Consider the following 14169-nt stretch of genomic DNA (forward strand, 5'->3'; position numbering starts at 1 on the left):
ATTAGATCTTTCATTTATTATATTTATGTTAAAGAGTTAACTAATGAAAAAATTCTGAGTTAATTTTTTATCTTTTCTCTTATGGCTCCAAGAATGCAGAAAACATTTTTATATAATTCATCTACAAAGTTTGTTGACAGGTTAGCAAATTGGGCGGTAAATCCTTGGAGAAGGTATTCATTGTTAGCAATAATTTTTTTGATAGGTTTTTTAATAGGTAGTTCTCTAGGCATGATTAATGGTGTACTAGCTTTGATGGATCCTGTCGGAGCATTTATTGCATTAATATTTTTAGAGATACTAATTAAAGCTAGATTTATTTTTCTAAAGTCTCAAAAGCCAATAATACTTGTTAGGGTTTTTGATTTGTTTCGAATAGGATTAACATATGGACTTTTTTCAGAGGGCTTGAAACTATTATAAATATTATTATAAATATAATTAATTATTTTTATTTAACCCCAGCAAATACAACAAAGCCATTCTTATTGGTATACCATTTTCTACTTGTTTACTTATGAGATTGATTGAATTATCTTCCACTAATTGACTGCTTATTTCTATTCCTCTATTCACTGGTCCAGGATGTAGAACAGGAACTTCCTTTTCACACCATTTTAAACTTTCATGTGTTATTCCATATTGTGAATAATAACTATCAAGATCTGTAAGCATATTTTGCTTCATTCTCTCTTTCTGTAATCGAAGTGTCATTACTGCATCACTATTTTTTAATGCATTTTTCAGAGATCTTTCTATGAAAACAGAACCTCTCTTATTAATAGGATCATATTTTTGCCCTGGAGGAGGATTGCGAACAAAATCAATGAATTCCTCTGGAAGAAGGCTTGGAGGCCCACATAGTGTTACCTCAGCTCCACATGCAGTTAGAGCCCAGAGGTTCGATCTCGCAACTCTAGAATGAAGAATATCTCCAACTATTGTGATCTTTTTATTGAAAAGACTATTAGTTGATGGTTCGTTTGGATTAAAGAAAGTAGCAAGTGTAAATAGATCCAAAAGACCTTGACTTGGATGGCTATGAAATCCATCACCGGCATTGAGAATGGATGTATTGATTTTATTTATGTCTACGTAATTAGCTAACTCTGCGGGAACATTTGTTGATTCATGCCTAATTACTAAGATATCAGCACCCATTGAGATGTATGTGAGAATAGTGTCTAAAGGGGTCTCTCCTTTGCTTAGAGAACTTGTTGACACAGAAAAATTTTGAACATCAGCAGATAGTCTTTTTGCTGCCAGTTCAAAACTAGTTCTTGTTCTTGTACTTGGCTCAAAAAATAAGTTACAGATTAATCTTCCTTGAAGAGCGGGAAGTTTTCTAGAACTTGATTTATGGACATCTCTAAATCTTGTTGTTAGTTCTATAACTGTTTTGTAATCCTCTAAAGAAAATGTAGATAGATCAATAATGTGATTATGCTTCCAATTATTCATAATCCCTCAAATGTGGATGGTGACCAACACTTATTTTTTGGAGGAATTCGATCTCCTTTAACCCTTTTGCTAACACTTCTACTACTTTGAAGGTACCAACGCCAAGGTATATCTTTAGCTTGCGAAATGCCAATTCTTGTGGTCTGAACAATATTTCCCATTCTTGTTAGATCTTCTCCCTCTGTTAACCAAAAATCATTTGCAGGTGATAAGGGCAAATTGTCAAAATTCCTATTTAATCCAAATCTTTTTGCCAATAACCCTGGCCCAGATGCAATTCTCTCGTTTTCTCCTTTTATTGCTATCGATCGAAGAAGTACACCATTTGCCCAGTTTTTCCTTCCGGTAACAATATTTATGCAACTATTAATTCCGTATGAAATGTATATGTAAAAGTTACCAGGTTCACCAAAAAGGGTTTCGTTCCTTTTGGTTCTCCCCGAAAAGCCATGGCATGAAGCTTCTTCTTGAGAATAAGCCTCCGTTTCAACAATTACGCCAGAAAGAAAGCTGTTTTTTGGTAAGCGCTTAATTAAAAAACAGCCAATTAAGCTAGGTGCTACCAAATGAGATGGCCTTGAAAAGAAGTCTTTTGTAAGAAGTGAGATTTGCTTACTATTTCTTTATAACCCATATTACTTACTAAATAATAGATTTCTCTATCTTTCTGATTAATCTTTCAACACTTAAAATTTCGTAAAAGGGCATTCAGATGGCAAAATGTTAGTGAACTGATTTGTCTAAACGAAAGCACTAAGATTTTTTCTATAAGGATTAACTCTCATTATCTAAAGATCTTGAAAATTTTCTAACATAATCATGACTAAAATTTTTTCATCTGATGTTCGTAAGGTTTCTCAGTTAGCTCGCTTAGAGCTTCCAGAAGATCAAATAGCAACCTATACAGAGCAACTCGAAGAAATACTTTCTTATGTTGATCAACTGCAAGAAATAGATACTGAAAATATCCCTCCTACTACTAGAGCTGTAGAGGTAGTTAATGAAATGAGAGATGATTTAGTTGAAGTTAATTGCTCAAGAGAAGATCTTCTTAATCAGGCACCTCATAGGGAAGGTGATTTTTTTAGAGTTCCCAAAATACTTTAAATTTAGGAATTATCTTTGACTTTCTGTTCTGATTCTTGTTTTATGAATTAATTTTATATATTTTCTCCGCCAATTTTTTTTAGGTAATATTCTTGCTATTGGTCTCATTTTACTTCTTCTTTCTTTGTGACTTCTTATCCCAAGTAAAATATCATAAAGAAAATTTATACTATCTTTTTTAGATTCAAAAATTCCCATTCTTTGAGGTGAACCTTTTTGATCTAAAAGTGGTTTTGTTGCTTCGTAAGCTGGTTTATATTCAAACCATGGAATAGAAGGCCATAAATGATGAACTAAATGATAATTTTGTCCCATAATTAGCAAGTTCATTAATTTACTTGGATAAACCCTTGCATTTTTCCATCTATTTCTAGATTGAAAAGGTCTATGTGGTAGATAATCAAAAAATATTCCTAAAGTAACTCCAACCATTAATGCTGGTCCGAACCATAAATTATAAATAACATTCATAAAATTATATTTAATTCCTGCAACTACTATGCAAAAAAATATTCCCCTCTCAATTCCCCATTGCATAAGTTCAAACTTTCTCCAAAGTTTTCGTTCAAAGAAAAAATATTCATGATAAAAAAATCTTGGAGCTATTAACCAAATAGGACCAAAGGTGCTAACTATGTGATCTGGGTCGTTTTTGGGATCATTAACGTATTTGTGATGCTCTAGATGGACTCTTGTGAAAACTGGAAAACTAAAACCTAGTAATATTGCTGACCCATGCCCCATAAATTGATTGATCCATTTATTTGGATGGGCAGCATTGTGACAAGCATCATGAATAACGGTACCTTCCATATGAAGCGCCAAAAAAGCTAGTGCAACCAAAATTGGCAACGGCCAGTTCCCCTGATACCATTGCCAAACGCTAATTATTGCAAGAAAATATCCACCAAAGAAAAGACCTAAAGTTACGTTTAAAGGCTTGGGAGGATCAAGATATTCTTGGATCTCATTTTGCCAGTCGCGTAATGACTTCAGTTTTTTCGTTGCCTTATTTTTGTCAGACCTCGATAAGCACTGGGTCATTGCTTGATGTGATTGAGATTAATTGAGCTTGTATAGCTTAATTAAAAAATGCCCACCGGGAGACTTGAACTCCCACGACATAAAGTCACTGGTACCTAAAACCAGCGCGTCTACCAATTCCGCCAGGTGGGCCAAAGGTTTTCACCGATTGTGAAATGATTCTAGCAGCTCATTGATTGCTATTTAAAGACTATTTTTGATTCGTGAACGTAAAAAGATTAATGTAATTTTCATATTTGGATATGAGACATTTGAAACTCTCTTTTTATGACTCATGATTTTTAGTTGTTCAAAAAGTCGCCCTCACTACAAAATGAACTCATATTGAGAAAAATATGGTTGTTTCTATTTCTGGATACTTTTTTCTTTTTATTGGGCTTTTGATATTGGCTTTACCTTTAGTGCTTGTCGAATTAAGTAGGCCAAGAGATTGGTTAATGGGAGGACTTTTTTTGTTTTTAGGATTATTTCTTTTAGTTGAGAATGATCTTTTGAGAGGCTCTATAAATTTACTTGTTATTCCTATGGTAATTTTGTATGGAAAAATGATATTAGAAATTGTCCAAACCAGATGGTATCAATTAAGTTCTGAAGAAAAAAAGCTGATTGGATCTTTTCAAAGATGGTTTGAATCTTTTAAACAGCTAGGTCAAAGCTTTGCTTTACTAGGGAATAGCTTTTTAGATTTTTTTAAAGGATTCACTAATAAATCTGAAAAACCGTTAAAAGAAAAAAAATGGGTTCATCCTGAATTGAAAGAAGAAGTAAAGGAAAAAGCAGTTGATCTATCTGGTCCAATTGATTCCAATAAGATCAGAAATCAAGAATTACCTGAAAATGAAGAAACTTCTTGATAAGGTTAAAAGGCCTCAGGCAATCATGATGACTAATGAATATTTCTCAAAGTGAATAATGTCAATAAAGATTCTCAAAAGGATCGTCCCACTTACAAAGACACTCTCAACCTTTTGCAGACTAATTTTGGGATGAGGGCAAATGCAACGCTAAGAGAACCTGAGTTGCAAGCTTTTTGGAGCGAAAAAAAGATAGATTTCGAATTAGGCTTAAACAATTCTGGAGAGACTTTTACTTTGCATGACGGCCCCCCATACGCAAATGGGACACTTCATATGGGCCATGCTCTCAACAAAATATTAAAGGACATAATTAATAAATTTCAAACAATGAAAGGGAAAAAAGTTTGTTTTATCCCTGGATGGGATTGCCATGGCTTGCCTATAGAATTGAAAGTTCTACAAGCTATGGATAAAACACAACGATCTGAATTAACCCCTATTAAGTTGAGAAAAAAAGCAGCTGCTTATGCAAAAAAGCAAGTTTCTCAACAAATGGATGGTTTTAAAAGATGGGGAGTATGGGGGAATTGGGATCAACCATATTTAAGTTTAGACAAAAAGTTTGAAGCCTCTCAGATCAAGTTGTTTGGTGAAATGGTTTTCAAAGGATATATATATCGAGGTCTAAAACCAGTTCATTGGAGTCCAAGTTCTCAAACTGCTCTGGCCGAGGCAGAATTAGAATATCCGACCGGTCATGTTAGCAATAGTATTTATGTGGGATTTAAAGTTGATCAAATACCAAAAATATTAACTCAAGAAATTTCTAAGCAAGCACCAGATTTATTTGATTCTGCAGGACAATTAAAAGAAGTTAAACTTGTCATTTGGACTACCACCCCTTGGACAATTCCTGCAAATGAGGCCATATCTGTTAATCAAAAATTAGACTATGTAATTGCACAAAATTCTGATGGATCATTAATAATTGTTGCTAATGACCTTATGGAAAAAGTATCTGAAAGTATAGGAATTAATTATGAAACAAGAGTATCAATAAAGGGATCAAACTTAGATGGAATTATATATAAACATCCTCTATTTGATAAAAAAAGTCCTGTTGTTTTAGGAGGAGATTATATTACAACTGAATCAGGTACTGGACTAGTACATACTGCTCCAGGCCATGGAGTTGATGACTTTAATACTGGTAAAAAATATAAGTTACCAATTTCTTGCCCAGTTGATGCAAAAGGTTTTCTGACTAAAGAAGCTGGTCGATTTGAGGGCCTAAATGTATTAAAAGACGCTAATGTTGTCATAATAAATGATCTCATTAATACTGGATCTTTGCTTAAGGAAATTCCATATGAGCATAAGTATCCTTATGATTGGAGAACCAAGAAACCAACTATTTTTAGAGCTACAGAACAGTGGTTTGCTTCTGTTGAAGGATTTAGGGCTAATGCACTAGCTGCTATAGAAGATGTTACTTGGCTGCCTGATTCGGGAAAAAATAGAATTGATTCTATGGTTAGAGAAAGAGGGGATTGGTGTATTTCTCGGCAAAGAACTTGGGGAGTGCCAATACCAGTATTTTATGAAAAAAATGGAAATGAAATTTTGCTCAATAAAGAAACTATTTCTCATATAGCTGGTTTATTTTCTATCCATGGAGCAGATATTTGGTGGGAATATGATGTGTCTAATCTCTTACCTCCTTCCTATTTAAATGAGGCAGATCGATGGCAAAAAGGTACTGATACTATGGATGTCTGGTTTGATTCTGGCTCTAGTTGGTCTTCAGTTATTTATAAAAAAGAAAATTTAAATTATCCAGCAGATTTATATTTAGAGGGATCTGATCAACATAGGGGTTGGTTTCAATCCTCTTTATTAACCTCAGTAGCAGTAAATGAGAATGCACCTTTTAAAAAGGTACTTACACATGGTTTTGCATTAGATGAGAATGGCAGGAAAATGAGCAAATCCTTAGGAAATATTATTGATCCTTTAGTTATTATTAATGGTGGTTCAAATAAGAAATTAGATCCTGCTTATGGAGCAGATGTTTTAAGGCTTTGGGTTAGTTCTGTTGATTACTCTGCAGATGTTCCTATTGGATCAAATATACTTAAACAAATTTCTGATGTTTATCGTAAAGTTCGAAATACGTCTAGGTATTTATTAGGAAACCTTTATGATTTTGATTATAAAAATGATTCCATTGAAATTTCTAAACTTCCATTGTTAGATAAATGGATGCTGAATAGAACAGCTGAAGTAATCGATGAGATAACAGAAGCATACTCTAATTTTGAATTTTCAAAGTTTTTCCAAACTATCCAGAACTTTTGTGTAGTTGATTTATCTAATTTTTACTTAGATATTGCAAAAGATAGGTTGTATGTGAGTTCTAAATCAGACTTTAGAAGAAGAAGTTGTCAGACAGTTTTATCCTTGGTTATTGAGAAGATATCGGGCTTAATTGCACCTGTTTTATGTCATATGGCTGAAGATATTTGGCAGAATATTCCATATGACTTAGAAGAAGCCTCCGTATTTCAAAGAGGCTGGCCTCATGTACCTAAATCATGGCGAAATAGTAATTTTAACAGCCACGTAATTGAACTACGAAAACTCAGATCAGCTATTAATCGTATGTTGGAGAGCTGTAGAAATAACCAAGAATTAGGTTCTTCTTTGGAAGCATCAGTTAGGGTTGATATATCTAATAAAAAAGTTCAAGCTGCTATTGAATGGTTGGCTCAAAGCGAATCCAATAATGTTGATGTTTTAAGAGATTGGTTCTTGGTTTCATCTTTACAAATTGGTGGTGAGCCTTGGGCAGAAGTATTAGTTAGTGAGGAAAATGATCTTGCTTCAGTTGAGATTGCAAGAGCAAAAGGATTTAAGTGTGAAAGATGTTGGCATTATGAAATTGAAATGAGCAAAAATAAAGAACATTCAAATATTTGTAAAAGGTGCGAAAAAGTAGTTTTATCTATTTAAATATTAATTTAACTTGAATCTTATAGTTATTCGTTTTTAAAATTTACCGGCGAAACGACCATTTTTTGGTAATTGTATAATCAACCATTGAAGTAAACCTATTAAATATAGTATCAGGGCTAAATATGCAAAAAATGTGGCAAATCCAGTGCTCCAATTACCATCTAAAATAAATTTTATTATGTTTTTTGTTGTCATGAATGAATTAAATGGAATTTCTCTCCAAGTATCACAATAGTTTTCATTAATTGAATTTAAACACCTCCAACTAAAAAGATGAAGTCCAGTATTTAGTACGCACCAATAAGATAAAGTCCATCGCCAAATTCTTGTGGTTAAAGCAATAGGTTTATGAGCAGGCATTTCATCGATTTCTTCGTTGAGATCAAACCAAAACCAAATAGAACTAACCATAAGTATTGGTGCAATTAATGAAATTACTTGGCCCAATTGGCTTTCAACACTAAGGAATAAGAGGCTTATCAAATAAAGACTAGAAACTTTCCAGTAAATTGATAAAAGTCGATCAATAGATCTTAAATTTGATCTTTTTGCCCAAATCAATAGAAATAATGGGAGTCCAAATGCGAAGGTAGCCGCAATTCGATATGAGAGCCAAACTAGAATTTGGAATTGAGGTTCAGTCAAAAAAAAATCTCATTCATATGTATTATCAACCTTCAAGTATTCCTTTTATGATTATTCTTAATTATTAAAGTATTTTCTCTATATTTGAGGATACCTTAGGCTAAGAAACCAATTGTTATCATAGATTGATTATCTACTCTCAAAATATTTATATACTCTAATAAAAAAACCTATAAATTGGTTATGTTTATATTATTTTCTGAAAATTTAATTGACTTTCTAATATAATTATCAGATTTATTGATATCAGGTTTCATTCTGTGAGACAGCATGTAAATCCTCTAAGCCAATTTTTCCAGTTACCATTAACTCTTCCCAGTAAGAATGTTATTTTTAAGAAATCTCACTATCCAATTCATATAGATATTGGATCTGCAAAAGGTGAATTTCTGATTGAATTAGCAATAAAATATCCTGATTGGAATTTTGTTGGGCTTGAGATAAGAGAACCTCTTGTTAGTTTATGTGAAAAGAAAAGAAAACAATTAGAATTGAATAATTTAAAATTTCTATTTTGTAATGTTAATGTCAGTCTAGATGAATGGTTATCTGATTTAGATTATGGTCAATTAAAAAGAGTTTCAATTCAATTCCCAGACCCTTGGTTTAAAAGAAAACATTTCAAAAGGAGGGTATTAAAAACAAGTCTTCTCAATTCTATTGCTAAGGCTATGAGTAAGGATGGCGAAATATTTATTCAAAGCGATATATTAAAACTTATTGAATCTATGACTAATACGATTGATAAAAATAGATATTTCAATAGAAAATACTTGGGAGATCTCAGATGTGTTGATAAAAATCCTTATAATGTAAAGACAGATAGAGAAATACTTTCTCTTAAGAATAATTTGCTAATTTATAGAGCAATGTATATCAGAAATAGCCTATTATTCATTAATTAGTCAAATTTATAGTTAATACATATTATATGTTTTACTTTAAAATTTATGTATATAATCATTAGCATAAGGTATGAACACAGATGATTGATAACTCCAATCCAGATAAAGACCTTGGTCTCCTTCAGAAAACTTTTTTAGTTTTTCTAAGTCTTTTTTTAGTCGTTTCACTATTCTTTTTCCGAAGTGGGTTCAAAGCTAATGCAATGCTTGATCAATTGGCTAAGAATTCCCTGGAACCAGATATAGCTTTGTCTAATGGGAAACCTACAGTATTTGAATTTTATGCGGATTGGTGTGAAGCTTGCAAGGAAATGGCTCCTGATATGTTGGATGCTGAAAAACTAAATTCAAAAAAGATAGATATAGTTTTGCTTAATGTTGATAATCCAAGGTGGTTTGATTTAATTGATAAATATGATGTCAATGGTATTCCTCAATTAACTTTTTTTGACGATAAAGGTGAATTTAAGGGCTTTTCATTAGGAGTTAGAAAATCTATTGAACTTAATGAAATCTTTTTTGCTTTAATTAACAATGATGAATTACCCTCTTTCAGTAAATTATCAAATTCAAGTAATTTAATTTCTAAAAATAATTTAAAAGAGTTAAATGATAATATTAGATTAGAAGGCCCTAGAGTTCATAGCTAGTTTACCCAATTCAAAGCGGATGAAACTATTGGATATTCCTGTGAAAAAATATTTTTACATTCTTGTGCAATCTCCATATGCTCTTTTTGAGTCCCATGACCAGTTCTTAGATTTATGTAATGAATCCACGAACGACATGATCCTGTCATATAAATTCTGGTTGGGGTAGCAAGTGGAAGTACAAATCTTGCACATTCTTTGGCGATTCCAGCTTCTAACATCTCTTCATAAAGTTTTTTATTTTGATCGAATTGATGTTTAATTTTTTTCTTGAATGTATTAATAATTTCTTTTGGCAAGTCTGAGATAGAATTTTGTCTATTTTTATTATCTTGTCTTCTTAATTCTGGGATGGTAATTTCTCCTAATTGCATGCTATCTGCATAGCGTTGTGAGAACTCTTGAAAGGTAAATGATCGATGTCTTAAAATTTGTGCAGCAATTCCTCGAGTGGTTTCTATTTGCAAAGTCATATAGGCTTGTTCAAATACGCTCCAATGTTCATTTTTAATGCAATACCCAATTAATTTAGTAAAGTTATCATTGTCTTGATTTTTTGGATTACTCACCCTCGCAATATATGCCATGCTTTTTTCAGCATCCGGAGTAGAAGTTATTAATTGAACACAACTCATATTTAAACCTTTGCTAGAGTTACTTTCTCTTGTTGATATTGATATTTACCTTTCCTATCACTGTAAGTGGTTTCACAAGGATCTCCTTCAAAGAAAAGTAATTGACAAATTCCTTCATCCGCATAAATCCTGCAATCTGCTCCAGAGCTATTACTGAATTCCAGGGTTAGATGACCTTCCCAGCTTGCTTCAGCAGGAGTTGTATTTACGATTATTCCTAATCGGGCATAAGTACTTTTACCAAGGCAAATAACAGTAATGTTTGGTGGTACTTTCATTTTTTCTAATGCAACACCAAGGCCATAAGAATGTGCAGGCAAAATAAAATATTTACCATCTTCGTCTTCTTCTAAATCTGTAGGTTCTAAATTGGCAGGATTAAATTTTTTCGGATTCATTACTGTTCCTGGGACATGCCTAAAAATCAAAAACTCTTTAGAAGAGAGACGCAAATCATATCCATACGATGAGCAACCAAAGCTTAAAACCGGAGACTTTTCTGATTCAGGCTCAAGATGTCTTATTAGCTTTTCTTGAAAAGGTTCAAGCATTCCAAGTGAAGCCTGTTCAGAAATCCAACGATCGTTTTTTAACATTTAATTGCAGCGTAATTCAGTGATTTGATCAGCCATTTCAATTACTTTAGGAGGGATTGATGGTCCTGTAAGAATAATATCTGTGGATGATGGTCGATTATTTATCATTAAAATTAAATCATTTTCTTCGATGAAACCAAGGCTAATAGCCATTCCTATTTCATCAAGAACGATTTTATCTATTTTTTTTTCTATTAAACGTGCTTTACAAAATTCCCAAAGTTCTTTGATCGCTTTTTCTTCATATTTTCTTTTTAAAGATAAATGTTCTTCCGATATTTGTTCTGGTAAGCACGTTTCAATGGCTGGTCTTAGCCATTCAAGTCGTCCGCAAAGATTGATAGCTCCATTTGGTCCTTGATTGACTCCACCTCTCAAAAATTGAGCTATTAAAACTTGGCTTCCCAATCCTGCAGATCTAATTGCCTCACTAAGAACAACAGAAAAACTACCTCGAATGGTAGCAGTATGGATTTGAACTTGACCTTGTGTCGCGACTAGTTGTAAAGGCTTTCTAATGGGGTTCGGCCTTAGGGAAGTCTCTGTTGATGGCGATGAACCCCTCTGTTGAGCGTTAATGCTCACTTGTGCATTCATCTTGACTTTTATCAGAATGTCTTGAAACTAATCTAGCGGCATAAAATTTCTAAACAACCAATTCAACACTATCTGTGGTGTAATGGAATAAAAATACTTTGTTTTGAAAAATATTTAAGGTCCAGAAATTGATTCAAGAAACCCATAGAAATGTAGTTAGTAATACTTTTTGAAATAGCATCGTAATTTTGTGAACGGAAAAAGATAGAATTTTCTAGAAAGAACAGGCTTGGATTAGAGACTTAGCTTCAAAAAAGTCGCCATGGCTACATATCGTTTTTTCTCGACTTATTAATGTTCTTTGAACAATTAATTAAATATGGTCACTTCTTATCGTGGCTTTACTCGTTTCAACCAATCAAAAAATAGTCAGATGGTTGGTAATTCGTCATCTCCATTGCCGCCAAACACAACTCTTTTGGATGTACTTAAATCTTTAGAGGGAGTGTCTACTGAAACTGTAGATAGGTCAAAAACTATTTTTTTCCCTGGTGATCCTGCTGAAAGGGTTTATTTAATAAGACGTGGTGCAGTTCGACTGAGCAGAGTCTATGAAACGGGTGAAGAAATTACTGTTGCTTTATTGAGAGAAAATAGTCTTTTTGGAGTTTTATCTTTATTGACAGGCCATAGATCAGATCGTTTTTATCATGCTGTTGCTTTTACTCGTGTGGAACTCGTTTCTGCTCCAGCCACATCAGTAAGGAATGCAATTGAGCAAGATGCCTCTGTTGGTTTGCTGCTTTTACAAGGTTTATCAAGTCGAGTGCTTCAAACTGAAACAATGATTGAAACATTAACTCATAGAGATATGTCTTCTCGTCTTGCAAGCTTTTTGCTTGTATTGTGTAGAGATTTTGGCGTGCCTGGGGAAAAAGGAGTCACAATTGACTTAAGACTCTCTCATCAAGCCATTGCTGAAGCAATAGGTTCAACCAGAGTTACTATTACACGACTACTAGGTGAGTTGAAAAGTTCCTCATTATTGGCAATAGATAGGAAAAAAATAACCATCTTCGATCCAATAGCTTTAGCAAAAAGATTTAATTGAAGGCCATTACATACTAAGGTTTAAGAGGTTTGATTAATTCTTCTTCTTTCTCTCTGTGGCTGCCTGGCTGAAAATTCTTTTATTATTAATCCTTGGTGGAATACTTTCTACTCTAGGAGATCGCTTAGGTACTAGAGTTGGAAAAGCGCGTTTAAGTATTTTTAAATTAAGACCAAAAAGTACAGCTGTATTAATAACTGTTTTTACTGGAAGTATTATTAGTGCTATTTCATTTGCAACTATGGTTGTATTTGATAGAGATTTAAGGGTTGGATTATTTCAGTTAGAGGATATTCGAGAAAAGATCACCGCTAGTGAAAAAGAATTAAAAAAATTAGAAAAAAATTTGTATGCTTTTAGGAGTGGAAATGTAGTAATAAGTAGTGGGCAAACCTTAGTAACTAAGACTATTAAATTAAATAAAACTAATGATATTAAAAAAAATATAGAAAGCATATTACAGCAAGCAAATTTTTATGCTTTTAATTTAGTAAAAACAAATCAATCTGAATATAGAAGAATATTGTTAGTTCGTAAAGATGATATTGAGAAGCTTGAAAAGAAAATAGCTGATAATAGAAGTTGGGTAGTTAGGATTAAATCAGCAGGAAATATACTGAGAGGTGAAAATTATGTTTATGCATTTCCTGAGGTCACATTAAATAAAATGATTACAAAGAAAGGTGAAGTTATTGCAATAGAGAATATATCTTTATTACAGTCTGATTCTGAATCCATTATTAGAAAGATTAATCTTTTAATGGCTTCAACTTTGGCTGAGGTTAGGAGAAGAGGATCATTAAGTTCTGAGTTGAAAATTAATGCTAATCAAGTGAATAATTTAGGAAAATATCTAGTTAGTAAAAAAAAGGGAGATTTCCAAATTATTGCAAGAGCTCTTGATGATAGTCAAAGTGCAGATAAAGTCTCAGTAACATTGGAATTGAAATCTCTAGAAAAATCTATACCAAACAGTAATTAAATGAGTTTTTATATATCGATAGATCCTGGAATAAAAAAATGTGGCTTATTATTGGCTGATATGAAATCTGGAAAAGTTATTGAGGCAGGTGTAGCTTCATTAAATAAATTTTCTGATTTAGTTTCTCTATGGAATCAAGATTATGAGATTATTAATATAATAATTGGTGATGGGACTAATTCTAAGTATATAGAGAATAAATTAAAGCGAAAAAATTTTTTAAATATAAATTATGTGAATGAAAGAGGATCAACATTAAGAGCAAGATTTAGATATTGGGAAATTTGGCCTCCAAATTATTTTATTCGTTGGCTTCCAAAAGAAATTCTTTTCCCTCCTGCAAATCTTGATGCAATTGTCGCATTGATTTTATTGGAAGATTTTTTAAACTATAGATTCATTTGGTCAGATAAAGTAAGTATTAAAATTTGGCTCTAACTGTAAAAATGTAATCTCCTCCAGACTCAAGTTTATAATCAGCTTTAACTAAATAGCGCTCTAATGCATCTTTTATAAGAGCTCTACCTAGGGGTGGTTCGACAAAAAGTTGTCCCTGGTTAAAAGCCCAAATAAAACTCCATTCAAAATTTCCTGCACGGACAATACCCTCAACTTTTTTTTGATTAAAGCATTGCTTATGAATCTGAAGATATGCAGTAGTTGATGGCTTGTTGTACATGATTC

The 14169-nt window shown here is 32.7% G+C and carries 17 protein-coding genes and 1 tRNA gene; 9 read left to right on the forward strand and 9 right to left on the reverse strand.

The features are described 5' to 3' along the window. The first annotated feature begins 93 nt into the window (after positions 1-93). A complete protein-coding gene (locus tag O5637_RS09055) occupies positions 94-423 on the forward strand; it encodes a DUF565 domain-containing protein (RefSeq protein ID WP_420063711.1) in 330 nt (109 codons plus the stop codon). A gap of 18 nt (positions 424-441) precedes the next feature. Here the strand turns inward: O5637_RS09055 and O5637_RS09060 are convergent, their stop codons facing one another. Further along, positions 442-1461, reverse strand: coding sequence for an aspartate carbamoyltransferase catalytic subunit (locus tag O5637_RS09060; protein ID WP_269604388.1), 1020 nt, complete (start codon positions 1459-1461; stop codon positions 442-444). After that, positions 1458-2069, reverse strand: coding sequence for a DNA-3-methyladenine glycosylase (locus O5637_RS09065; protein ID WP_269606963.1), 612 nt, complete (start codon positions 2067-2069; stop codon positions 1458-1460). Before O5637_RS09065 ends, O5637_RS09060 begins: the two co-directional genes overlap by 4 nt. A gap of 211 nt (positions 2070-2280) precedes the next feature. On the opposite strand from O5637_RS09065, the gene gatC reads away from it, so the two are divergent. Next, positions 2281-2568, forward strand: a complete 288-nt coding sequence (gene gatC / locus O5637_RS09070) for an Asp-tRNA(Asn)/Glu-tRNA(Gln) amidotransferase subunit GatC (protein WP_269604389.1) — start codon at positions 2281-2283, stop codon at positions 2566-2568. A 9-nt stretch (positions 2569-2577) separates the two neighbouring features. Here gatC and crtR read toward each other — a convergent pair whose 3' ends face one another. Together crtR and O5637_RS09080 are read right to left on the reverse strand one after the other, a co-directional pair. After that, a complete protein-coding gene (gene crtR / locus O5637_RS09075; RefSeq protein ID WP_269604390.1) occupies positions 2578-3612 on the reverse strand; it encodes a beta-carotene hydroxylase in 1035 nt (344 codons plus the stop codon). 49 nt (positions 3613-3661) lie between these two features. Beyond that, a tRNA-Leu gene (locus tag O5637_RS09080) sits at positions 3662-3744 on the reverse strand. A 203-nt stretch (positions 3745-3947) separates the two neighbouring features. On the opposite strand from O5637_RS09080, the gene O5637_RS09085 reads away from it, so the two are divergent. Further along, positions 3948-4466, forward strand: coding sequence for a hypothetical protein (locus O5637_RS09085; protein ID WP_269604391.1), 519 nt, complete (start codon positions 3948-3950; stop codon positions 4464-4466). Positions 4467-4517: 51 nt separating this feature from the next. Beyond that, positions 4518-7421 (forward strand): isoleucine--tRNA ligase, encoded by a 2904-nt coding sequence (gene ileS / locus O5637_RS09090; protein ID WP_269604392.1) that lies wholly within the window; start codon positions 4518-4520, stop codon positions 7419-7421. A gap of 36 nt (positions 7422-7457) precedes the next feature. Here the strand turns inward: ileS and O5637_RS09095 are convergent, their stop codons facing one another. Beyond that, positions 7458-8069: a DUF3177 family protein gene (locus tag O5637_RS09095; protein ID WP_269604393.1), complete on the reverse strand. Its 612-nt coding sequence runs from the start codon at positions 8067-8069 to the stop codon at positions 7458-7460. Between the two features lie 260 nt (positions 8070-8329). On the opposite strand from O5637_RS09095, the gene trmB reads away from it, so the two are divergent. Both trmB and O5637_RS09105 read left to right on the forward strand, forming a co-directional pair. After that, on the forward strand, positions 8330-8974 hold the full coding sequence (trmB, locus tag O5637_RS09100; RefSeq protein WP_269604394.1) for a tRNA (guanosine(46)-N7)-methyltransferase TrmB: 645 nt from the start codon (positions 8330-8332) through the stop codon (positions 8972-8974). Between the two features lie 80 nt (positions 8975-9054). Then, entirely contained in the window at positions 9055-9624 is a 570-nt protein-coding gene (locus O5637_RS09105; RefSeq protein ID WP_269604395.1) for a thioredoxin domain-containing protein, read from the forward strand. On the opposite strand, the gene thyX is transcribed toward O5637_RS09105, so the two are convergent. The 3 genes from thyX to O5637_RS09120 are packed head-to-tail and all read right to left on the reverse strand — an operon-like array spanning position 9621 to position 11452. After that, positions 9621-10259: an FAD-dependent thymidylate synthase gene (thyX, locus tag O5637_RS09110; RefSeq protein WP_269604396.1), complete on the reverse strand. Its 639-nt coding sequence runs from the start codon at positions 10257-10259 to the stop codon at positions 9621-9623. The genes O5637_RS09105 and thyX overlap by 4 nt on opposite strands. Positions 10260-10261: 2 nt before the next feature. Next, positions 10262-10855: a dCTP deaminase gene (gene dcd / locus O5637_RS09115; RefSeq protein ID WP_269604397.1), complete on the reverse strand. Its 594-nt coding sequence runs from the start codon at positions 10853-10855 to the stop codon at positions 10262-10264. Next, on the reverse strand, positions 10856-11452 hold the full coding sequence (locus O5637_RS09120; RefSeq protein WP_269604398.1) for a cob(I)yrinic acid a,c-diamide adenosyltransferase: 597 nt from the start codon (positions 11450-11452) through the stop codon (positions 10856-10858). A 319-nt stretch (positions 11453-11771) separates the two neighbouring features. On the opposite strand from O5637_RS09120, the gene ntcA reads away from it, so the two are divergent. The 3 genes from ntcA to O5637_RS09135 are packed head-to-tail and all read left to right on the forward strand — an operon-like array spanning position 11772 to position 13923. Further along, positions 11772-12503, forward strand: coding sequence for a global nitrogen regulator NtcA (gene ntcA, locus O5637_RS09125; RefSeq protein ID WP_269604399.1), 732 nt, complete (start codon positions 11772-11774; stop codon positions 12501-12503). 55 nt (positions 12504-12558) lie between these two features. Continuing rightward, positions 12559-13485, forward strand: a complete 927-nt coding sequence (locus O5637_RS09130; RefSeq protein ID WP_269604400.1) for a DUF3084 domain-containing protein — start codon at positions 12559-12561, stop codon at positions 13483-13485. After that, on the forward strand, positions 13486-13923 hold the full coding sequence (locus O5637_RS09135; RefSeq protein ID WP_269604401.1) for a hypothetical protein: 438 nt from the start codon (positions 13486-13488) through the stop codon (positions 13921-13923). Here O5637_RS09135 and O5637_RS09140 read toward each other — a convergent pair. Further along, the gene (locus O5637_RS09140; protein WP_038651123.1) at positions 13907-14164 is read right to left on the reverse strand and encodes a DUF3146 family protein; all 258 of its coding nucleotides are present in this window, start codon (positions 14162-14164) and stop codon (positions 13907-13909) included. The genes O5637_RS09135 and O5637_RS09140 overlap by 17 nt on opposite strands. Positions 14165-14169: the final 5 nt, after the last annotated feature.

It is taken from the genome of Prochlorococcus marinus str. MIT 0917, from assembly GCF_027359575.1.
In the GTDB taxonomy this organism is placed as follows: Bacteria; Cyanobacteriota; Cyanobacteriia; order PCC-6307; family Cyanobiaceae; genus Prochlorococcus_B; species Prochlorococcus_B marinus_D.

Excerpts from the sequence above, each read along its gene's own strand:
- dcd (WP_269604397.1), bottom strand. The coding sequence starts at position 10,855 with ATGTTAAAAAACGATCGTTGGATTTCTGAACAGGCTTCACTTGGAATG.
- O5637_RS09105 (WP_269604395.1), top strand. The coding sequence starts at position 9,055 with ATGATTGATAACTCCAATCCAGATAAAGACCTTGGTCTCCTTCAGAAA.
- O5637_RS09135 (WP_269604401.1), top strand. The coding sequence starts at position 13,486 with ATGAGTTTTTATATATCGATAGATCCTGGAATAAAAAAATGTGGCTTA.
- ntcA (WP_269604399.1), top strand. The coding sequence starts at position 11,772 with ATGGTCACTTCTTATCGTGGCTTTACTCGTTTCAACCAATCAAAAAAT.
- crtR (WP_269604390.1), bottom strand. The coding sequence starts at position 3,612 with ATGACCCAGTGCTTATCGAGGTCTGACAAAAATAAGGCAACGAAAAAA.
- gatC (WP_269604389.1), top strand. The coding sequence starts at position 2,281 with ATGACTAAAATTTTTTCATCTGATGTTCGTAAGGTTTCTCAGTTAGCT.
- O5637_RS09055 (WP_420063711.1), top strand. The coding sequence starts at position 94 with ATGCAGAAAACATTTTTATATAATTCATCTACAAAGTTTGTTGACAGG.
- O5637_RS09140 (WP_038651123.1), bottom strand. The coding sequence starts at position 14,164 with ATGTACAACAAGCCATCAACTACTGCATATCTTCAGATTCATAAGCAA.
- thyX (WP_269604396.1), bottom strand. The coding sequence starts at position 10,259 with ATGAGTTGTGTTCAATTAATAACTTCTACTCCGGATGCTGAAAAAAGC.
- O5637_RS09085 (WP_269604391.1), top strand. The coding sequence starts at position 3,948 with ATGGTTGTTTCTATTTCTGGATACTTTTTTCTTTTTATTGGGCTTTTG.
- O5637_RS09120 (WP_269604398.1), bottom strand. The coding sequence starts at position 11,452 with ATGAATGCACAAGTGAGCATTAACGCTCAACAGAGGGGTTCATCGCCA.
- O5637_RS09060 (WP_269604388.1), bottom strand. The coding sequence starts at position 1,461 with ATGAATAATTGGAAGCATAATCACATTATTGATCTATCTACATTTTCT.